Origin of the sequence: Variovorax sp. PAMC26660 (assembly GCF_014302995.1) — a bacterium.
Taxonomy (GTDB): Bacteria; Pseudomonadota; Gammaproteobacteria; order Burkholderiales; family Burkholderiaceae_C; genus Variovorax.
Genome location: NZ_CP060295.1, coordinates 6,266,737 through 6,286,406 on the forward strand (window position 1 = coordinate 6,266,737; position 19,670 = coordinate 6,286,406).

Genomic DNA, 19,670 nt, shown 5'->3' on the forward strand with positions numbered 1-19,670 from the left:
CTGCGCTCCTACGGGTACGCCGCCAAGCCCGAGAGCCATGAACTTGTGCCTGCAATCCACAACCAATCAATCGGCCCGTCATCGCCCCGTAGAAGCGATGGGCAGCCCTGAAGCCCGAGCACTCGTCTCAATACACCGAGGTTCCGAACTCTCTGTGGCCTGGATGCCTCGCGCTCGCATACGTTGTGACTTCAATCTCGTCGACGCGACGCAGCAAGGCACACACGATCGGTCGCTCAGGAAGCGCTACCGCATGGTTGTCGATGTCAAGGCGCAGCGTTTCATCGAGAGTTGGCGTCTCGTTGCTGATCAGTCGAGCTTCGATCGCCCATACAACTGCGTCACAAAGGATCTTCGGCATGCTGCGCCCATTGAGGTAGGTACGAAGCAGGGACTCAGCGGTGAATTGGGAGGGGGTCATGGTGTCCTCCATTTGGAGGGAGTTGGAACCGCGACACTACCGCTGGGAGGAAGTTTGGACCGTGCGCTAGCACACAGACCGAGCGCCCGAGCCGCGCCATGATCTGATTGACGGCCATCCAGCGCTGGTAGGGGTAGCTTAGGCGCCTGCTCAATCAAGAGCGGAGCCTCGATGCTGGCGGGCCGTCACTGTCCGACAAATGCCGATGAAGAAGCCACCTCAAAGGCTGCCTTCGGATCGAAGGTTCAGCCCCGAGGAGTGACGGGATGCAGCCCGCAACTTCTTACCCCCTATCCCGACAAACGCCTACAGCCATAGGGTGTCGTTGTAGCTGAATGGACTGGCAGTCAATATCGCTGCGCCACTAGGAATCCGTCTATGTCCAACCAGCAAGACAAGAAGCCGGCCCAACAGCCGCAGAAACAACAGGACCAATCTCAGCCGGAGAAGCAAAAGCAGCAGGGGCAGCAGGGCCAGCCGCCCCACAAGTCGGAGCCTCATCAAGCCGACCCCAAGCAGCACGGCAAATCCTGAACTCCTGACGTTTCGGTGCCCGCCTCAAGCGGGCATTTTTATGCCTGTTCCGCGCGCAGTGGTCACGTACCCGCCCGCGTGCCGGGCTACCGTGGGGTGCCTACCTGCGCTTCATCAGAGCCTACTCCTGATGAAAAAGAGCGCTCCTTACGTGCGGAACCGCACAGACCGATTTCCGCCGCGTTCCTAATGTGCCAGCGCACTCACGGGAGGAAAAGCAGTGCCAAAGCAAGTCATCCACAACGCGACCATCACTCTGAAGCTTCCGCTCAACATGAGTGCTGAGGCAGAAGCGGCTGCGTTGCATGCCGCCGGCATTCCCGTCGACGCGATCGGCAACGCAGCATCCGGATTTCTGTTCGTTCGAAGCACGATGGATTGGAAAAATCCGACCAAGATCTTTCGCTGGTTTGCCACCGACATAGGGCAAGTCGCCCCATAGCCAAGGCGCTTGAGCGTCCTTTTATCCTTCTTCGGGCATCGGAGGTAGGCCCTGAAGGAGATCGGGAGATGTCAGAACCTCCATTTTCATGCGCCTCGGGTGTACAACCTCTTAGGAAGCGACGACTATGCCTCGAGCGGCAGATGCGCGAGTGCTACGAATCCGTCAAGCGCGAAACAGATCGACTGCCGCCGCGCATCGCCGCATCGCCGCACCGCCGGGCAGTTCGAGCCTGCCGCCTGCGCTTTTCGCTCGGTTGCAAGCGCACAGGCCGAGATGCCGTGCGTGGGCTGACTCTCTGCTTTTATGTTCGCTGACGCACTGTCTCGCACTCGGAATGCGCCTAGCCTGAGGGGCCTTCAAAGGATTCCCCATGAACCGTTCATTACTGACTTTGGCGCTGTTCGGCGCACTGAGCTTGGCCGCGTGCGATAGACCTGCTGCAGTGATCGCCGTTCCAGCTGCACCCGCGGCTGTACCCGGACCTGCGGGGCCTCCGGGCGTAGCAGGTGCCCAGGGCGTCGATGGCAAAAAGGGGGAGACTGGCAAGCCCAGCGAAACCACCACTGTGATCGTCACACCACCTGCGGAGACCGAGCCGACGAAATAAGGCGGCCAATATGGCGAAGCCTTCCGAGCGCGTGCCATGCAGATCGATTGCTCAGTCTGGGCTGGCCGTCCTTTTCTCCTGCGCCCGCCACGGAAGGCAGTCCGCGCTCGGCTTTGGCCGCAGTGCCAGGTATGTTCGTCACCGTACAGACAATTCCACCCCGACCAGCTAACGATGGAGCGTACGCCTGCCAAGCAAAAGCAGGCGGCATTCATTGAGTGAATCAGGCGAAAGCCGTCAAGGTCTCGGAATATGCGCAACTTTCTCATCCACAACCGAGAAGAGCTGATTTCACGGTGCAAAGCGAAGGTCGCACAGAGGCCCCGGCGCGCCGCCACCGAGCATCAGTTGGCAAACGGCATCCCGTTGTTCCTCGAGCAACTGATAAGAACCCTTGCGGCTGAAGAAGACGACAAGCCTGCCGACAGCATCCGAATCTCAGGGCCATCCGGCGGGGACTCGTTGGTCCTGTCAGAAATGGGGGTGACCGCCACCGCTCACGGCAAGGAATTGCTGAAGCTGGGTTACACCGTAGACCAAGTTGTCCACGACTACGGTGACCTTTGCCAAGCGATCACGGATTTGGCGTTTGAACGCGACGCACCGTTCGCCGTCACAGAATTCCGGACGCTGAATCGGTGTCTGGACAACGCCATTGCGGACGCCGTCACCGAGTTCAGCTCCCAGCGGGACACTCAAATCGCCCTGAGACAAAGCCTCGACGCCACCGAACGTTTCGGGTTCCTGGTTCACGAGCTGCGCAATTCGCTGGGGACGGCAACGCTGGCGATCCACGCCCTTGAGCTCGGCAACATGACCGTGGGCGGCGCCACCGGGGCCGTATTGAAGCGCAGCCTGTCAGCGATGGGCACCCTGATCAGTCGGGCCCTCACCGAGGTGCGCAGCGGCGCGCCGGAACAGCGTCAGACCTTCTCCATCGCCGCATTCATCAAGGAAGCCGAAACCTCGGCCCAGCTTGTTGCAATCGCCGCAGGTTGCGCCTTCGAGGTACCGCCTGTCGCTCCCCTTCTGGCGATCCGGGGAAATCGCGAACTGTTGCTTGCTGCATTGGCAAACCTCCTGCAGAACGCATTCAAGTTCACGCACTCCCATACCGAAGTCGCCCTGAAGGCCTATGAGCTCGGCGAGCACGTATTGATCGAAGTCGAGGATCACTGCGGAGGGCTGCCGCCGGGCAGCGCCGCCAAGATGTTCGCGCCCTTCAATCAGCACAGCCATGACAAGACGGGTCTTGGCCTGGGCCTTTCCATCGCCCGCCAAAGCGTTGAGGCCGACTTCGGCACGCTGACTGTTCGGGACGCACCGGGCAGCGGTTGCATTTTCACCATCTGCCTGCCACGCCACTCGCTCCAATGACTGGGCTATGTCGTTCTCTGCCCCCAAAGGACTCCTATGGACATTCAATTGCTGATGCGGATCGAACGCATGACACCGCCTCGGTGGCTCACGTTGTCGGCAGATGTTGCGGCGGCGAAGCGGTTGGTTGCAGGCGGCATGATCGAAGCGACTCTTGAAACGCAAGTCGGGACGAAAGCATTCGCGACGGAAGCAGTGCTTGTCCGCGCAATCACCCGCGAAGGCGCTTTGGTCATCGCCAGCGAAAAATCCTGCTCTTGGAAGAAAGCCGCGCTCCCAACACCGTGATTCGCGCTGGGCATCGGGGTGCCATAGCGGGCGAAACGGCTGGCGTACTCGCGAGAAGCCCGATTTTTGCGATGGCGAAAAAAATGGTACCGATGCCTATACTGAGAAAGGCTCTGCGCCTGAACCCGGATCCCGATTCATCTCCGGAGCCACTTGGAGAGCGCGATGTCCGTTGCGATCGACCCGAGGAAAAACCATCTGCTGGCATCCCTGCCCGATGCCGAATGGCAACGCTGGCTGCCGCAACTCGAAGCGGTAGCAATGCCGCTGGGCCAGGTGCTGTATGAGTCAGGCATCACGTTGGACCACGTTTACTTTCCGACCAGCGCCATCGTTTCGTTGCTGTACGTGATGGAAAACGGTGCATCGGCCGAGATTGCCGTGGTTGGCAACGAGGGCATCGTCGGTATCTCGTTGTTCATGGGCGGCGAATCCACGCCCAGCCGCGCGGTCGTGCAAGGCGCGGGGCAAGGATTTCGACTGAGGGCTCAGGCCATCAAGGAAGAATTCACGCGTCCCCCCATCCTTCACCTGTTGCTGCGCTACACCCAGGCGCTGATCACGCAGATGGCGCAGACGGCGGTCTGCAACCGACACCACTCCCTGGACCAACAGCTTTGCCGTTGGCTGCTGCTGAGCCTGGACCGGCGGGAAGGAAACGAACTCCTGATGACGCAGGAACTGATTGCCAACATGCTCGGCGTGCGCCGCGAAGGCGTGACCGAAAGCGCACTCAAGCTCCAGGAAGCCGGGTTGATCCGCTACGCGCGTGGTCACATTTCAGTGCTGGATCGACGCGGCTTGGAGCAACGCACCTGTGAGTGCTACGCGGTGGTCAAGAAGGAATACGCCCGGCTTCTGCCTGAGACGATGGCGGCGTAGGCGCGCCGGGTGACGTCGATCCGGCGATTGCCGACACCATTTCGCTGTGTGCGCTATCGAACAGTGAATTTCCGGCGCTGGTTGCAGACTCGTTGCACCGATCCGTGCGGCATCCGGCCACCGCACGACGTTCGGTTCGCCCCCTTCCCGTAGAAGGGTAGCCAACGCACTGGAGAGCGAATTGACCGCAGTCGTGAACCAACTGATCGAACTGCTCCCCGCCAGGGATCGTCGGCGCTTCCTCGCCATCTGCGAACCTGCTGAATTGGTGTTGGCCGAGGTGCTCTGCACGCCCGGAGAGTCCACGCGCCACGCCTATTTCCCCACGGAAGGTTTCATTTCACTGCTGACGCTGACCGGCGGCAGCCCGGAGCTCGAAGTCGGGATGGTCGGGTGCGAAGGCATGCTCGGTGCGCAGATGGTGCTGGGGGTGGCCACGACGCCCTTGCGAGCGATTGTGCAAGGCACTGGGACGGCATGGCGCGTTGAAGCCGGGGCCTTCCGAAAGGAGCTCGAACGCAGCGCGGCCTTGCAGCGCGTGCTGAACCGCTATCTCTACGTGCTGATGGCTCAATTGACCACCTCGGCCGCATGCCTTCGCTTCCACCAGATCGGTCCACGTCTGGCCCGGTGGCTGCTGATGAGCCAGGACCGCGCCCAATCCGACAGCTTTCGCGTGACGCATGAATTCCTGGCCTACATGCTCGGCGTGCGACGCGTGGGTATCACCCTGGCTGCCAACGCCCTGCAGCAGGGTGGGCTGATTGCGTACCAGCGCGGCGACCTCCAGGTGCTCGACCGCCGCGGCCTGGAAGCTGCCGCTTGCGGCTGCTATGCGGCCGATCGGAAGGCCTACACCGACGCTCTGTGCTGACATCGGTCACCAGACGACCAGGCCACGCTGAAAGTTCGACGCCATGCCCGACTCTCCAACCAGCGTCCACAGCGTTGAGAAGTCCTGGCTCAGGAAGCTGGGCCCGGGACTCATCACGGGCGCGGCCGACGACGATCCGAGCGGCATTGCCACCTACTCCCAGGCGGGCGCGCAGTTCGGCTTCGGCACGCTGTGGACGGTGCTGCTGACATACCCTCTGATGGTCGGCATCCAGATGGTGAGCGCAAGGATCGGTCGGGTAAGTGGCCATGGGCTGGCCACCAACATCCGCCGTCACTACCCGGCGTGGCTCCTGTATGCGGTGGTCGGCCTCTTGCTGATCGCGAACACGATCAACATCGCCGCCGACATTTCCGCCATGGGGGAGGCGCTGAAGCTGATCGTTGGCGGTCCGGCACAGCTGTATGCCGTGGCCTTCGGGGTCGTCTCGCTCCTGCTGCAGGTCTTCATTCCCTACCGCCGCTATGTTCGCATTCTCAAATGGCTCACCCTGGGACTGCTGGCGTACGTGGCAACGGCATTCGTCGTGCACATCCCCTGGCGGCAGGTCATCGTCAGCACGCTGGTGCCCGGCGGGTCTTGGAGCACGGGTTACGTCACGACCGTGGTGGCCATATTCGGCACCACCATCAGTCCCTATCTGTTCTTCTGGCAGGCGTCCCAGGAGGTCGAGGACCAGCTTGGGGACCCGCTGACCAAGCCGCTGATCGAGGCACCCGAGCAGGCGCAACCGCACCTTCGGCGCATCCGAATCGATACGTGCATCGGCATGGGGTTCTCGAACCTGGTGGCGTTCTTCATCATCCTGACCACGGCTGTCACGCTCCATCTGCACGGCATCACCGAAATCGAAACCTCGGCGCAGGCGGCCCAGGCGCTGCGCCCCATTGCGGGCGAGTTTGCGTTCATGCTGTTCAGCGCCGGCATCATCGGCACCGGGCTGCTCGCGATTCCGGTCCTGGCCGGGTCGTCCGCCTATGCCATGGCGGGCGCATTCAAATGGAAGAACAGCCTCGAGCGCGCGCCCATGAGGGCCAAGCGGTTCTACGGAATCATCGCCATCTCGACACTGCTCGGGGTGGCTCTGGGCTTCACGGCGATCGACCCCATCAAGGCGCTGTACTGGAGCGCCGTCATCAACGGCGTCATCTCAGTGCCGATCATGGTCGTGATCATGCTGATGGCTGTGCGGCCCGAAGTCATGGGGCAGTTCACCATCTCGAAAAAACTGGCGCTCCTGGGCTGGCTGGCCACGGCCATGATGGGGATTGCCGTGGTGGCGATGCTGGTTACGTTGCTACGGCTTCGATGACGTATGTGCGATATAGAACAGACCGGGATGTGCCGCCTTGGTAACTTGGTGCAGAGCAAAAACCAAGGAGCTATTCATGAGCATAGGCACCATTCTTTTAGTCATCCTGATTCTGGTTCTGATCGGGGCGTTTCCGTCATGGCCGCACAGTCGTAGTTGGGGTTACGGTCCGAGCGGAATTCTCGGCGTCGTCCTGCTGGTCGTGATCGTTCTGCTGCTGACGGGACGCATTTAGCACTGCGCCCACAGCACTGTCTTTCGCAGAATTGATGCTGAGTGTCGATGAACGCGGCGCGCAAAGCTGCGGGCTCCCGCTCATGAACCCGGAACAGTCAATTGGCAAACGGCGCTGCGACGAAGGCGTGATGTTGCTGGCCGGTAATGCTGGTTCGTCGCGGACGCCGTCCGAGTACCAACGATCACTCGGCTCTGCAACGGGCCAGCAGTGAAGCCAATTACCTACAGGCAGCCAGAACGGGCGCGCATAGCTTGACGCATGTACCGCTTCGCGGTGCAACAAAGGAACCCATCATGAAAAAAGTACTGATTGCCGTTGCGGCTCTCGCTTTATCCGCAGTCGCCATGAGCCAGCCTATCGAGCAGCGACGTCAAGAGCGCGAAATGGATCACGACGCCATGATGCAACGCGCCATCGAACAGCGCGACAGGGGCGGCAATGAGATGGAGCGCCGACAAGTCGAACGAAATGCAATGGCAGAGCACCACCGTGGGCACAGGGTCTGGGTACCAGCCCACCGCGGCGAAAATGGTCGTCGCATGCCCGGTCACTATGAGCGGGGCTGATCCGAGAACATTGAAGACGCCACCTGTTTTGTTTCCCAGCAGTAGGGTCGCAGGGAGGACTGCTACGGCTGGTCGCCGGGTTACGCGGATCAGATGGAGGTGGCATACACGCGCTACCTACGATCCGTACGACCTCTGCGACAGAGCCCTCAGTGAAGCCCGGCGCGTCTGAACTGGCAGCTTAGCGCGCTGGTTCAAGTTTAGGGCGAATGGATGAAGGATTGGCGGAGTGGACTGCCCCGCCTGCAAGCCCGCACCATCATCAGCCTACTTGTGTATCCCAGGAAGCGGCGTGGTCCGCTCAGACGGCGTACTGTGGAAGTACCCAAACGGAGAATCACATGCTCGAATACTCAATACAGCAGCCCGAAGGCATCTTGGTGCTCAAGCCTAGCGCGCCGCTGAGCAAGGAGGACTTCGGTGGTCTCAGCGCTGTTGTCGATGGTTATCTCTCCGACCACGCCAAGCTTAGAGGCGTATTGATTCGCTCAAAGGGCTTCCCTGGATGGGAGAGCTTCGGCGGATTCACCGCACACATGCACTTTGTCCGCGACCACCACAAGGAGGTTGACCGAATCGCAATCGTGACGGATAGCCACTTTGCTGGCATAGCGCAGTTGCTCGGCGCGCACTTCACGTCGGCCGAAGTGCGACATTTCCCCTTTTCCGATGACGTGAAGGCGCAGGAATGGCTGGAGCCCGCCGCGAAGTAGTTGTGGGGGCGGGCTGAACCGCCCCTTCAGGTAGCGGCGATGGACCGCAAGTGGCCACCAAGGAGAATGGGCAATGAGGCTTCAGTTTGCGAGCGATTTCTAGCTTTGGTGCATGGTGCTCAACTACGCCGTGCTGCTTGCATGGTTTATTGCTTTCTGGTTTGCGCATGCCTGGATGCGAAAGCTCCACGGGCGTTGGTTTCATATTTCGGACGAACGCTTCGACAGCATTCACTACGGATGCATGGCGATTTACAAAGTTGGCATTCTTCTTTTCAACGTGGTGCCATACGTTGCCCTCCGCATCCTGGGAGGTCACATCAGCTAACTCAGTGCACTCCCTTTGCCGATTTGAGGCGCAAAAGGACCTTCGCCCTGTTCGTGTGCTTATGCGACCTCAGCTCATGCTGGTTATGGCACGCGCCAACCGACCTGATGCACTGCCGCCGTGGCATCGTGTCGGGCGTCGTCTTCGGTGTGCAGGTAAATACTGGTCGTGCTGATGTTGGCGTGTCCGAGGTTGTCGCGAACCACTTTCAAATCGGCTTTTTCGCTGAGATGACTGCCAGCCGTGTGCCTGATCCAATGCGTAGAAGCCCGTTCTAGATGTGTGGCGGCCGCTTCGAATTCAGCGCCTCCTTGTCGCAACTGTGTTGCGGCGTGACGCATGACGCCTTTGACTACTTCATGGATCGCGCTACGGGCCATTGGTTTTATCGGCGAGATCAGCGTCATCAGCAGCGGCACAACTTCACCTGCAAGCGGTAGTGGACTCAATCCATGTGCTTTGCGATAGCGCATCAATTCGGACATCAGTTCGGCCGTTGCCGGAATCAGGCGAGTTTTTTCGCCTTTGCCAGTGATTTCGAGCCACCAGCGCTCACGACCATCGGCACCTCGCCGACTGAAGAAGCCATCCATGCCTGCGCTGCAGATCTCCGACACGCGCAGGCCGCCGATATAGAGCAGCGAGAACAGCCATCGGCAGCGCGATGCGTGCAGCCTTTCACGCTCGCTGCTCACGGGCATCGCTTCGATTGCGGCTTTCACCACATTCCAGTGTTCCTCTGGCAGAAAGCGACTCACGCGGGGTGCAGCCTGCCGGCGCTTGCGCCGGCTCAGCGCCAACGGATTGCCGGCCAAGTAGCCGGCTTCCACCAACCAGGAAAACATCCCATTGAGGATCGACAGTGCCTGCCGCTGGCTCGAGGCCCCCAGTGGACCAGCGAACGGGCGCCAAAGGGATGAATTGCGTCCGGGCCTTTGCACTGCTTGCGTGACCCAGCGTTCAATTGGCTGGGGATCGCTCAGGAACCGCTGATAGAGCAATAAATCCTCATGCGCAAGGTCCGACAGGGCTGCGCCGCGCTGCAGGATGCACCACAGCATGAGGCGCTCGGCCTCCTTACGGTAGCTGGCCAGCGTGGCCGGCGAGTCGGAGTACCGGGCCAACCAGGCCAAAACGGCGCCGCGATCGTCCGCCGCTGCCAGCTGTGAGCGCCCGGCGGCGCGATTGTGGCCACGGCTACCGTCCAAGTGGACCGGCACCATCATCTGATCGAGGCTGACGAGGGCATTCATATGAAGTTACGCGCACAGGAGGGACACACCCAAGTCTATGGACATTAGATTACTTATGTCCACAGACTAGGAGTTATCTCAATAAATTCAATGTATTACGTTGTATTATTTATTCATGATCACAGAAACCGAACTCCAGAGCGACATCGAAGCCCTCAGGGGGCGATTTACGGAAACAAAAGACCTCTATCGCGAGGTTTGCGCGTTGCTGTTCTTCCGCTATGGCATCACTCCCACGGCGAGCAAGCTCTACCAGTTCGTTCGCAAGGGCTCGATGAGTGCGCCGGCGGAGGCCCTGGCCAAGTTCTGGGAGGACCTGCGCAGCAAAGCGCGCGTCGAAATCGACCATCCGGATCTGCCGCCCGAACTCAAGACGAGTGCAGCGGAAGTCATTGCCGATTTATGGCGGCAGGCCACGGCGGCCGCACGCCACGAACTCGCGGCGCTGCGCGTGGAGGATCAGGCCGCGGTCGAGCAAGCTCAGGGTGAGGAAACCCGGGCCCTCCAGGCGACAGCAGAGGCGCTGGCCAGCGCCGATACCCTGCGTCAACAGTTGGGCGCGGCCCAGGAGTCGCTGCAGCAGCGGCAAACGGATCTGGAGGTCGAGCGGCGCGCCCATGCCGGCGCCGTGGCCAGGCTGCAGGAGCTGCAGCGCCATCTGGAGGAAGCGCGCAACCAGCAGGAGCGGGTACGGGCGGATTTCAGCGCCGAGTTGGCCAAGGCACGGGAGGCCGTGGACGTGGCGAACGCTCGTTCGGACGCCGCCGAGCGACGCGCGCTGCTTGAGATCGACCAGGAGCGTCAGGCCCGAATCAAGGCCGACAAGCAGCTCGAGGCGCTGCGTGGCCAATTGGCGCAGGCCGAAGGCCGCCATCGCGAGAGCTTGCTGGCGCAGGCCGACGCCGTCACGCGGCTGCAGGTCAAGGCCGATGCGGCCGAGGATTCGCAACGAGAACTGACGGCCAGCAATCGCAGCCTTGCTGATGATCTGCAGGTGACACGGGAACGGCTTGCAGTGGCTCAACAAGAAGCGACGCAGTTCAGAGCCGAAGCACAGACGCTCCGTGTCCTGCTGGAGCGGCTCTCGCCGCCGGAACCGGTGCCGCAGCAAGAGGTCCCGACATCAAAGGTCACAAAGCCCGGCGCGCGAAAGGCACGATAGGCCGTCCCGCATCGACCGCTATCTCCCTGAGCGCTGGGAGACCGCAGCACATCCAGCGATCATCCACCAGCCACCACAGCACTGGCTGATCAATACAAAGAGACTCCATGAAAATCCGCACTTTGCAGACGGCCCTCGTTGATGCCACGTTCTCCCTGGCCGGGCTCGCGTCGCTGGGCTTTGGTCTCTACTTCATGGCCAATAAGGAACTCCCCCTTGCTGTGACGGCGCTTGGAGCAGGGCTAGTTCTCCTCTTGGCTGGAACCATTGACCGCTTTGAATCCCTGAAGGGCCTGGGGATGGAGGCCAAAACGCGCACGTTGAAGGAGACGATCAATCAAGCGCAGGTTGCAATCGATCAACTGAGGGATCTTGCCGAGGTCACCGGAGGAACCCTGTTGTCATTGACCAGCGCTGTAGGGCGGTGGGATGCAGCACCAAGCGTCGCTGAGGCCCACAAGCTGTCGCGACAGGTGCTTCGAATTCTTCAAAGCTTGGGAAGTTCGCAGGACGTCATTCGTGCGGCGCTACTGCCTTGGGCCAAGGCTGCCGCCATGGATCTTTTCCAGGCCCAGCTTCAACGACTGCACGAACTCATCAGCGCGCGGGTGTCCGCGCTTGACGCGGAAAAGGTGAACCTGTCCTCGCCTGAGCAAATGGACTTCGCAAAGAGGGCGCAAGAAGCGGGGGCATATCCCGGTGTGTACGCCGCCCGTTTGCCCGAGTGGGATCTGCACGAGTATGAAGCTCGGGTGCTGGAAATGTTTGACGGCGCCCCATTGCTCGATGACGGAGCACGCGCCAAGTTCAGACCAGAGTTCGTGGCTGCGGCTGCGGAATTCGGTTTTCTGGCGTCGAATCTCGACTTCCGCAACAAGACGCTTTGGAGCCGGGTGAGGCAACCAGTGTGATTTGCGCGCCCTATGAGTCGGCAACTCCGGCCGCCTTGCGCAGGGCACGCAATTCCAGACGCGCAGACTCGCGGATCTCTTCGCGGTCCAGTTCGACTGCGGTGCCATCGATCCAGGTTTCCCAGAGGCTTTCGAGCCAGGCCTGCCTGGTGCTGAACGCTTCGACCGCGTAGTCGAGCCAACTGGCGTACCCGACGGGCGGTGGCAATGGTTTTTGAATGGTGAAGAGAATTTCTCCCTGAAGATGAAGTGCGATGCTGCGATCATCCGACACAGAACACCATCCGACAAATCGACCAGGTCGATCAGGCTCATGGTGCATTGGTCGGCCGGCAACAAAGGAACACAAGATGATCGGCTGGTGGATTGTTGTCGCAGCTCAGACGCCCGAGGAGCGTGACCAGGCGGTGGACCGCAGGGCTGCCGTTCTCGCGAACTGGGAGGTCGGACCAGGCGGCATCGAATGGCTGCATCAAATTGTGAAGGCGGGGGCAGCTACCCAACTCTCCTTCAGCGGCTACCCGAACCGCTACACCGCCAAAGCCTGCGATGTGCTACCGCTGCTTGCCGACGGACCGCCGGCGCACAGCGGTCCTGCCATCATTGGCGATGACTATGTGATGCCCCCGAATTGGAAGGGCAATTTGATCTTTCATGCAGAGAAGATTGCCGCCTGTCCACCCGATCAACTATTGACCATCGACGCCTGGGATCAATCCTGATGGATCCCCGTTCGCTGAGAAGTCCTGGCAGGGTCTCCTCTGCTCCCAGTCGTCATCACGGCGAATCGAACGGATCACCGTCGCAATGGATCTGGGCAGTGAGGCTGATGAGCCGAACTCGGAGGTAGCGCTTTCAGGGCTGCAAAACCCTCTTCCAAAGCGAGATCAAATTCCGAAAAAGACTTCTCGGATTGAGCGATTCGGCTGCCGACGGCGCCGGTGTTCCTATGCTCAACCAAGGCCCATGTGAATGCGTTGGTGCCGACCTCCTCGACGACCACACGGAACTGACGTGTCGGGATCACGGCGCGCCAGCGGTAAGCAACGTCAGTGCGAGGCCAGAACGTTGACTTGATAGGACACGTCGAGCAACTTACCTTTTCGCGCGTAGTAGCGATCGAGGCGCCATTCCTTGAGGATTTCCATCGCCAGGGAGAACGTCTCAAGGTCCAGCGCATACAGATTTGCGAGAGGAAAATCGGCTTCGGATTCCAGAGCCAGGACCAGGCCGGCCAGAGTCCGAGACTCTTCACTGTTCGGATCGGTCGTAATGATGCGGCGGGCTTCTTTGATCGCGTTCATGCTATTCCTTCGAAGAACAGGTATGGGGCGGCTGTCACAGCCTCGAAACGCAGTGCTGATCTACTCGATGCCCTTGTAAGTAGACCTTCTCAATCTCCAAGCGAGGCAAGCCGAAGTTCGCTGGTCGGGTCAAAGTCTAGCATCGACCCAATTGCTGGGCACGTGCTCTGCAGACTTGAAGCTCATGCACCATTCCTTCCTCTATCGCGGCATTCGGGTCGACATATCGATCCAGAAGCAGGGTGATGCTTGTCGCTGGCGTTGCGAAATGAGTGATGGGTCGACGCTTCGGGCAGCGAGTGGCTCAAACTCAATCAGCGAAGAGTTGCGCCTGGCTTGCGTCGCAGCACGTCAGGAAATCGACATGCGAAGCCGTAGTTTGGGCCCCAGCCATCGATGACAGCGTTCTCAGCCTACACGTCCAGCGAGTGGATCCACCAACAGCTTTGTCTGGATCATCTTTGAGCGCCATCCGACCAGCTACTGACCATAGACACTGGGGCAGCAGACTCACTCACCGAACCAGAATGTGAGCCAGGAGCATACGGAGATCAGCACAGCCGTCAGTGCGAGTGCATTCGAGCGGAGAAGAACCGTTCGAGCGCGGAACAATCGAAAGCTATCTTGCATTGCACAGTCCTCCTTCTACTTGTGGCACCCTTTACGGCAGAGTGCACGCCGCCGCTTCGCAAGTCAATTGCCCAATAGTTCGCACTCCGCCACTCTGATCAGGAGGCGCACCTCCGGAACTCATCACGGCCGATCAAGCGGCGACGTGGCCGATTGTTTGACGACCTGGGGCGTTCCAGGAGGAAAATCTTGAACATGACCCAGAAAACAAGTCGGAAGAAGGTGCCTCGCCCCGCTTCGCGGCCGCTCGCTCGCGGCGTTTCATCTCGGCGACGGATCGAGGAGCATGCGTTGGAGAACCTGCTTAAACGGTTCGATCCAAAGCTGCACGGTGGAGAAGTGATGGCTTGGCCACTTCTGGGCGTTGAGGTCTTGCCGTGACCACGCAGGAGAAGCGACGCGATGCAATGGCCCAGGCTCTTGCGAACACGCGGCTTGCGGGCCATGAACCCACGCCACGATTTTTGGCGGACGTCGCGGCGGTGGTGGCGGGCAAGATGACGTATGACCAGGCCATTCGTGCCAGCGCGGCCAGGGCCACCCGCAATGGATCGGGGCTGCCCGGGCCTTTTAAGGACATAGAGAACTGATCACGTGAGTGATCGGGGGGGCCGATTCCGCGTGGTCGGCCAAAGCCGGCATAAGTAAGCCGTCTTTAATGACTTTGACGCGTATGAGCTAAAACTGGCCATATCCCGGCTTGGCTTTTAGCCACAGCATTCCACTCCCAGGGCCCATCCAAAAGGTGCCAAATGGAAATGAAAATCTCTTTGAAATCAAAGACTTAAGTACGATCCTGCAAATTTTTCAGGAATCACGGCCGACCCTCGAAGGCGACTTAACCCTTGCTTAAGGGGCCAGGCCGCGCGGTGGACGGGCCATTAAGTGTTTCTTAAGTCGCTGCATCCCACACTGACCCGCAACATGTTCCTGCTGCATTCATCACTCCAACGCCGCGTGGTCGGCGCCACCCTTGCCGTCTTGATGGCGTTCTGCGCCTCCGCCGTGCAGGCATCGGGCGCCGACGAGTTGAGCGGCAAGCTCGTCCTGTTGCACGGCTTGCTGGACCGGTCGACGTTCAAACGGCCCCTGATACTGAACGCGAGCGACACGGCGAACGGACTCAAGGGCGACGTGTATGCCATCGTCGATCACCCCGTCTCGGCGATCAGTTCGGCCTTGAGCACGCCCGAAGCCTGGTGCCAGGCCATGCTGCTGCACATCAACAATCGCGACTGCGCGGTTTCAAAGGGCGCCGCGAGCCCTGTGATTGCGCTGAGCGTGGTGCGCAAGTACGACCGGCCTGTCGACAGTGCCTTCCGCCTGGCCTTCGACTTTCATGCGGTCGAGGCGACGCCGCAGCACCTGGAAGTGCGGCTCCGCGCACAGGCCGGCCCCCTGGGCACCGGCAACTACCTGATCGCCTTCGAGGCCGTGCCTGCCGATGCGACGCACAGCTTTCTGCATTTCTCGTACGCGTACGACGAGAACATCCTGACCCGCGCCGCCATGGAGGCTTACCTGGCCACCTTCGGGCGCTCGAAGGTCGGCTTCACGGAGGTCGGGCAAAAGGCAGAGGGTCAGCCGGAGTACATCGGTGGAACGCATGGACTGGTCGAGCGCAACGCGATGCGCTACTTTCTTGCGGTGGACGCCTACATCGGCGCCAAAGATGCCATATCGCGCAGGAACGCCTGGTACACGGAGACGGAAGAATATCCACGGCAACTGCATGAAATCGACCGAGGAACCTACCTCGCACTCAAGGCAGCCGATGAGCATCACTGAGAAGAACGCCGCAGCGCCCACGCACATCGGCGTGGGCAAGATCGCCGAAGTCACCTTCTGGTTCTGGGTCATCAAGATCGCGGCGACGACGCTCGGCGAAACCGGTGGCGACGCAGTGACCATGTCGATGAATCTGGGCTACCTCACCGGCACCGCCATCTTCGCCACGCTGTTTGTTCTGGCGGTGGCGGCGCAGATCTTGGTGAGGAAGTTCCATCCCCTCCTCTTCTGGACGGTCATCATCGCGACCACCACCGTGGGCACGACCTTGGCCGATCTGCTCGATCGGTCGCTGGGCATCGGCTATCTGGGAGGTACGGCGATCCTGCTGACGTTGCTGCTGGGAACCCTGGCCCTGTGGCACCGCACGATGGGGTCGGTCTCCGTGTCGGACATCTCGTCGCCCAAGGCCGAGATTTTCTATTGGACGACGATCCTCTTTTCACAAACCCTGGGCACCGCACTCGGCGACTGGATCGCCGACAGCAAGGGTGGCCTGGGTCTGGGCTACGAAGGCGGCGCCCTCCTCTTTGCCGCGGGACTTGCACTGGTGGTGGCCGCGTACCGGTGGACGAAGATGTCGCACACGGTGCTGTTCTGGCTCGCGTTCATTCTCACGCGCCCGCTGGGCGCCACCGTGGGCGATCTGCTCGACAAGCCGCTCGGCAGTGGCGGGCTTGCGTGGAGCCGCTACACGGCTTCGGCCGCGCTGGGCGCCTTCATACTCGGTTCTGTTCTGCTGATTCCTCAGCGCGCCGAGCGGCGCCGCGTGCCGCCGCCTTGCAAGCGCCCGCAATAAGCTCCTGACGGTGACCCGCGCATGATGAGCAGCGCAACAGTCTCGTCGTCGCCGATGGACTTGATCGCAGCATCGAAGTCGGCCTGGCCCGAAACACTCACGTCGTCGACTGCCAGCAGCATGTCCCCGAAGCGCAGCCCCGCCAGTTGCGCCGAGCCCGAGACGGATTTAACGTAAAGCCCGGGGTCGAGCAAGCCAGTGCCCAACAGGCTCTTGCGCTCCGTGAACAACGGGCATGGTGCAGCTGGCCAGCACCTTGCAGTCGCTGCCATCGATGGCGAGCGGGATTTTCATGGCTGTTCTTTCGACGGGACATTCCCGATGGCCGAATAGTGGCCGCGTCGTCTGTGGTCTGACTTGCGCCACATCAAGCAGACCGTGGCGCGCAGCGCCAGAATTGGCGGCACCAGAGGTCCGCATGAACAACGTCCTCGTGACCGTCTACTCCTGCACCGGCACCTGCCGCCGCCTTGCCCAGCTCCTTTGCAGGCTCCCCCGCGCCACGTGGTGCTTGCCGCATCGCGCCGCACGCCTGGCGGGCCTGCTCGTGTGCAGCGGCTTGCTCGGCGGCTGCGCCATCGGACCGACGGCAGCGACTTCCCATGCCGCGACGCCTGCCGCAACCTCGACCCACCCGCCAGCCGCGCCGGGCTTCTCTTCGCTCGTCGCCAGCCGCAGCGCATCGGTGGTCGATATCAGCACGCTGCGCATCGGACGCGACGAGAACCTGGAAGACATCGAACTGGAGATCGCCCCGGAGCGTGACTTCGCCGATCGCCTGGCCTGGCCCTTGCCTGCGAACGCCCGGATCAGCCAGATCCGCGACCTTGCCTCGGGCGTGATCATCGACAGCAACGGCCTGATCCTCACGAGCGCCCACGTGGTCGCGAACATCGACGAGGCACAGGTCCAGCTCGATGACGGACGCCGTTTCACCGCGCGTGTGGTCGGTGTCGACAAGCGCACGGACGTCGGGCTTCTGAAAATCGATGCCAGCGCCCTGCCCGTGGCCGTCATCGGCGACTCTTCGACACTCAACCCCGGCGACTGGGTCGTGGCCATCAGCTCGCCCTTCGGGTTCCATGGCACCGTCACGGCAGGCGTCGTCAGTGCGGTCGGACGTGTCATGGGCGGCGCGGGCGAGATTCCTTTCATCCAGACCGACGTTGCCATCAACCCGGGCAGCTCGGGCAGCCCGCTGCTCAACAGCCGGGGCGAAGTCGTCGGCATCAACTCGCTGATCTACAGCGGCAGCGGCGGCTACATGGGCTTGTCCTTCGCGGTGCCGATCAACCTGGCGATGCAGGTCGCCGGACAGCTGCGCGAACATGGCGCCGTGCGCCGCGCCTACCTTGGCGCGGAATTCCAGGAAGTGACGCTGGCACTGGCCCAGTCCTTCGGCCTGCCGTCGACAACCGGCGCCTTGGTGGTCCGCGTCGAAAAAGGCAGCCCCGCGGAGGCTTCCGGCCTCGCGCAAGGTGATGCGGTGCTGGTTTTCGACGGCAAGCCGCTCGCGCACTTTCTCGATCTCCCGCAGCAAATCGCGCAACACCCACCCGGCAGCCGCGTGCGACTCGAAGTGTGGCGGCACGGCACGAACCGCATGCTCCAGGTGGTGCTGGCGGCGGCGCCTGCCGCACCGGGAACAGCCTTCGCGGCGGTAGCGCCTGAATGGAACGACGGGCTGGGCCTGAGCCTGGGCGATCTTTCGCCCACGCAACGGCTGCAGTTGCGCATCGACAGCGGCTTGATCGTGCGGGAGGCCTCCGGCCTTGCACGCAGTGAAGGCATCCGTGCGGGCGACGTGGTCGTGGCCTTGAACACGGAGAAGCTCTATCGCCTGGAGGATTTCAGGCAAGGCCTGGCGCAGGTGCCTGCCGGGGAAATGGTCGCGCTGCTGGTGATGCGCGACCGGCGGCTCGCCTACGTGGCAGTCCGCCTTCCGGCCTCACGCCGCAGCCGGCCCTGACTCCCGCCCCAAGCCGATGGGCGCGGGCACGATGTTCACGATGCGCGTGAAGAGCGCGGCGTATTCGAGGTCTGCCACGTGCCCGGTCAACGGGTCCCGGTTCTGCGCGAAAGCCTCGTCCAGGTCGCGCCAGTCGTTCTCGGTCAGCACGCGCTCGGCCAACGGCAGGATCTCGCGCTCCTCCAGTGCCATATGGCCCAGGTAGAAATCGACATACTCACCGACCGTGCTCTCGAAGGCTGCACGCCGCGACTCGCCGAGCATCTCGAACGCCAGCAACGCATGCTCGACGTCGCGGATCCTGCGCTCGCCCCGGGCGTGGTCGCTGTCGAGCTTGTCCAGCAGGTCCCGCGAGATCGGAGTCCTGGCGCGCAGCTTGGGAAACAGCAGCTCGGTTTCCTTGCGGTGGTGGCGCTTCTCGGGAAACTCGTCCACGTAGAAAAGCATGGCGCGCAGCACCGCGAAATCGGGCAAGGTGCCCTTCTTGCGGTGCTGCTCCAGCAGCATGACGATGGAGCGAAGCATGGCCGCAAGCGCGGCATGTTCCTGGCGAATGATGCGAACGGTGGCGTGGGTCATGAGGGGCTTCCTGTGCATGCCCGAAGGTTCGCGGGTTCGGCAGCACGCGGGGTTGTTCCAGATCAAGCCCGGGCCGACGGCAGAGCTGGCGCTTGATCCATGTCAATCCATGCGGCACGCCCATCCGGATACTGGTCCGATCCATCCAACAACCTGGAGTCGTGCCATGTACCAGCGAATTCTTGTTCCCATCGACGGCAGTTCCACGTCCGGCCATGGCCTGGCCGAAGCAATCCAAGTTGCGAAGCTCACGGGCGGCCGCCTGCGCCTGGCGCATGTCATCGACGAACTGTCGTTCGCACTGGCCGCTGACGCCTATGCGGGCTACGCCGGCAACTGGCTAGAAGAGCTGCGCAGCGATGCCAGGAAGCTGCTCGACGCCGCGCGGGCCAAGGCAGCCAAGGAAGGCGTCGCAGCCGACATCGTGCTGCTCGACAGCTTCAAGGGCGCCGTGCACGACCAGGTCATCGCCGAAGCAGTGGCATCGAAGGCCGAGCTGATCGTGATCGGCACCCACGGCCGCCGCGGACTCGGCCGCTGGGTCATGGGCAGCAGCGCGGAACACATCCTGCGCATGTCGCCCGTGCCGGTGTTGCTGGTACGTGCCTGAAAGCGCCAGGACCGAGCACGAGCGTTTCACGCTGCCGGGTGGGATGCTCGCCAGCCAGT

The 19,670-nt window shown here is 61.6% G+C and carries 26 protein-coding genes; 20 read left to right on the plus strand and 6 right to left on the minus strand.

The genetic code is table 11. The features are described 5' to 3' along the window. Positions 1 to 127: 127 nt before the first annotated feature. On the minus strand, positions 128 to 421 hold the full coding sequence (locus H7F35_RS29430) for a hypothetical protein (protein WP_187110035.1): 294 nt from the start codon (positions 419 to 421) through the stop codon (positions 128 to 130). A gap of 378 nt (positions 422 to 799) precedes the next feature. Here H7F35_RS29430 and H7F35_RS29435 point away from each other — a divergent pair, with 378 nt between their 5' ends. The 11 genes from H7F35_RS29435 (at position 800) to H7F35_RS29485 (ending at position 8,606) form a co-directional block, all read left to right on the plus strand. Further along, positions 800 to 955 (plus strand): hypothetical protein, encoded by a 156-nt coding sequence (locus tag H7F35_RS29435; protein WP_187110036.1) that lies wholly within the window; start codon positions 800 to 802, stop codon positions 953 to 955. Between the two features lie 220 nt (positions 956 to 1,175). Then, on the plus strand, positions 1,176 to 1,397 hold the full coding sequence (locus tag H7F35_RS29440; protein ID WP_187110037.1) for a hypothetical protein: 222 nt from the start codon (positions 1,176 to 1,178) through the stop codon (positions 1,395 to 1,397). A gap of 862 nt (positions 1,398 to 2,259) precedes the next feature. Next, positions 2,260 to 3,384, plus strand: a complete 1,125-nt coding sequence (locus tag H7F35_RS29445) for a sensor histidine kinase (RefSeq protein ID WP_187110038.1) — start codon at positions 2,260 to 2,262, stop codon at positions 3,382 to 3,384. Between the two features lie 36 nt (positions 3,385 to 3,420). Then, entirely contained in the window at positions 3,421 to 3,672 is a 252-nt protein-coding gene (locus H7F35_RS29450) for a hypothetical protein (RefSeq protein ID WP_187110039.1), read from the plus strand. Positions 3,673 to 3,837: 165 nt separating this feature from the next. Then, entirely contained in the window at positions 3,838 to 4,554 is a 717-nt protein-coding gene (locus tag H7F35_RS29455; RefSeq protein WP_187110040.1) for a Crp/Fnr family transcriptional regulator, read from the plus strand. A gap of 193 nt (positions 4,555 to 4,747) precedes the next feature. Beyond that, positions 4,748 to 5,428, plus strand: coding sequence for a Crp/Fnr family transcriptional regulator (locus H7F35_RS29460; RefSeq protein WP_261803407.1), 681 nt, complete (start codon positions 4,748 to 4,750; stop codon positions 5,426 to 5,428). Between the two features lie 43 nt (positions 5,429 to 5,471). Continuing rightward, positions 5,472 to 6,761, plus strand: coding sequence for an NRAMP family divalent metal transporter (locus H7F35_RS29465; protein WP_187110042.1), 1,290 nt, complete (start codon positions 5,472 to 5,474; stop codon positions 6,759 to 6,761). A gap of 76 nt (positions 6,762 to 6,837) precedes the next feature. Continuing rightward, positions 6,838 to 6,996, plus strand: a complete 159-nt coding sequence (locus H7F35_RS29470; RefSeq protein ID WP_187110043.1) for a DUF3309 family protein — start codon at positions 6,838 to 6,840, stop codon at positions 6,994 to 6,996. Positions 6,997 to 7,292: 296 nt separating this feature from the next. After that, complete coding sequence (locus H7F35_RS29475) at positions 7,293 to 7,565, plus strand: hypothetical protein (protein WP_187110044.1); 273 nt, start codon at positions 7,293 to 7,295, stop codon at positions 7,563 to 7,565. 341 nt (positions 7,566 to 7,906) lie between these two features. Continuing rightward, the gene (locus tag H7F35_RS29480) at positions 7,907 to 8,278 is read left to right on the plus strand and encodes an STAS/SEC14 domain-containing protein (protein WP_187110045.1); all 372 of its coding nucleotides are present in this window, start codon (positions 7,907 to 7,909) and stop codon (positions 8,276 to 8,278) included. Positions 8,279 to 8,390: 112 nt separating this feature from the next. Then, on the plus strand, positions 8,391 to 8,606 hold the full coding sequence (locus H7F35_RS29485) for a DUF6868 family protein (RefSeq protein ID WP_187110046.1): 216 nt from the start codon (positions 8,391 to 8,393) through the stop codon (positions 8,604 to 8,606). 83 nt (positions 8,607 to 8,689) lie between these two features. On the opposite strand, the gene H7F35_RS29490 is transcribed toward H7F35_RS29485, so the two are convergent. Beyond that, positions 8,690 to 9,859 carry a tyrosine-type recombinase/integrase gene (locus H7F35_RS29490; protein ID WP_187110047.1) on the minus strand — a complete coding sequence of 390 codons (1,170 nt, stop codon included), beginning with the start codon at positions 9,857 to 9,859 and terminating at the stop codon, positions 8,690 to 8,692. A gap of 115 nt (positions 9,860 to 9,974) precedes the next feature. On the opposite strand from H7F35_RS29490, the gene H7F35_RS29495 reads away from it, so the two are divergent. Together H7F35_RS29495 and H7F35_RS29500 are read left to right on the plus strand one after the other, a co-directional pair. Further along, positions 9,975 to 11,021: a DNA-binding protein gene (locus H7F35_RS29495; protein WP_187110048.1), complete on the plus strand. Its 1,047-nt coding sequence runs from the start codon at positions 9,975 to 9,977 to the stop codon at positions 11,019 to 11,021. Between the two features lie 107 nt (positions 11,022 to 11,128). Beyond that, positions 11,129 to 11,932, plus strand: a complete 804-nt coding sequence (locus H7F35_RS29500) for a hypothetical protein (protein WP_187110049.1) — start codon at positions 11,129 to 11,131, stop codon at positions 11,930 to 11,932. 10 nt (positions 11,933 to 11,942) lie between these two features. On the opposite strand, the gene H7F35_RS29505 is transcribed toward H7F35_RS29500, so the two are convergent. Then, complete coding sequence (locus H7F35_RS29505) at positions 11,943 to 12,206, minus strand: hypothetical protein (protein ID WP_261803408.1); 264 nt, start codon at positions 12,204 to 12,206, stop codon at positions 11,943 to 11,945. Between the two features lie 76 nt (positions 12,207 to 12,282). On the opposite strand from H7F35_RS29505, the gene H7F35_RS29510 reads away from it, so the two are divergent. Further along, positions 12,283 to 12,654 (plus strand): hypothetical protein, encoded by a 372-nt coding sequence (locus H7F35_RS29510; RefSeq protein WP_187110051.1) that lies wholly within the window; start codon positions 12,283 to 12,285, stop codon positions 12,652 to 12,654. Positions 12,655 to 12,981: 327 nt separating this feature from the next. Here the strand turns inward: H7F35_RS29510 and H7F35_RS29515 are convergent, their stop codons facing one another. Further along, the gene (locus tag H7F35_RS29515; protein ID WP_187110052.1) at positions 12,982 to 13,236 is read right to left on the minus strand and encodes a hypothetical protein; all 255 of its coding nucleotides are present in this window, start codon (positions 13,234 to 13,236) and stop codon (positions 12,982 to 12,984) included. A gap of 825 nt (positions 13,237 to 14,061) precedes the next feature. Here H7F35_RS29515 and H7F35_RS29520 point away from each other — a divergent pair. From H7F35_RS29520 to H7F35_RS29535, 4 genes are all read left to right on the plus strand, one after another. Further along, positions 14,062 to 14,247: a hypothetical protein gene (locus H7F35_RS29520; RefSeq protein ID WP_261803720.1), complete on the plus strand. Its 186-nt coding sequence runs from the start codon at positions 14,062 to 14,064 to the stop codon at positions 14,245 to 14,247. Continuing rightward, the gene (locus H7F35_RS29525) at positions 14,244 to 14,456 is read left to right on the plus strand and encodes an antitoxin VbhA family protein (protein ID WP_187110054.1); all 213 of its coding nucleotides are present in this window, start codon (positions 14,244 to 14,246) and stop codon (positions 14,454 to 14,456) included. Before H7F35_RS29520 ends, H7F35_RS29525 begins: the two co-directional genes overlap by 4 nt. A gap of 334 nt (positions 14,457 to 14,790) precedes the next feature. Further along, entirely contained in the window at positions 14,791 to 15,654 is an 864-nt protein-coding gene (locus tag H7F35_RS29530) for a hypothetical protein (protein WP_187110055.1), read from the plus strand. Continuing rightward, positions 15,641 to 16,453, plus strand: coding sequence for a hypothetical protein (locus H7F35_RS29535; protein WP_187110056.1), 813 nt, complete (start codon positions 15,641 to 15,643; stop codon positions 16,451 to 16,453). The genes H7F35_RS29530 and H7F35_RS29535 overlap by 14 nt, the downstream gene beginning before the upstream one ends. Here H7F35_RS29535 and H7F35_RS29540 read toward each other — a convergent pair. Next, the gene (locus H7F35_RS29540; protein ID WP_222621983.1) at positions 16,402 to 16,683 is read right to left on the minus strand and encodes a PDZ domain-containing protein; all 282 of its coding nucleotides are present in this window, start codon (positions 16,681 to 16,683) and stop codon (positions 16,402 to 16,404) included. The genes H7F35_RS29535 and H7F35_RS29540 overlap by 52 nt on opposite strands. 188 nt (positions 16,684 to 16,871) lie before the next feature. On the opposite strand from H7F35_RS29540, the gene H7F35_RS29545 reads away from it, so the two are divergent. Then, positions 16,872 to 18,422: a trypsin-like peptidase domain-containing protein gene (locus H7F35_RS29545; RefSeq protein ID WP_261803409.1), complete on the plus strand. Its 1,551-nt coding sequence runs from the start codon at positions 16,872 to 16,874 to the stop codon at positions 18,420 to 18,422. Here the strand turns inward: H7F35_RS29545 and H7F35_RS29550 are convergent. After that, on the minus strand, positions 18,402 to 19,001 hold the full coding sequence (locus tag H7F35_RS29550; protein ID WP_187110058.1) for a hemerythrin domain-containing protein: 600 nt from the start codon (positions 18,999 to 19,001) through the stop codon (positions 18,402 to 18,404). The genes H7F35_RS29545 and H7F35_RS29550 overlap by 21 nt on opposite strands. 166 nt (positions 19,002 to 19,167) lie before the next feature. Here H7F35_RS29550 and H7F35_RS29555 point away from each other — a divergent pair, with 166 nt between their 5' ends. After that, the gene (locus H7F35_RS29555; RefSeq protein WP_261803410.1) at positions 19,168 to 19,611 is read left to right on the plus strand and encodes a universal stress protein; all 444 of its coding nucleotides are present in this window, start codon (positions 19,168 to 19,170) and stop codon (positions 19,609 to 19,611) included. Positions 19,612 to 19,670 lie beyond the last annotated feature (59 nt).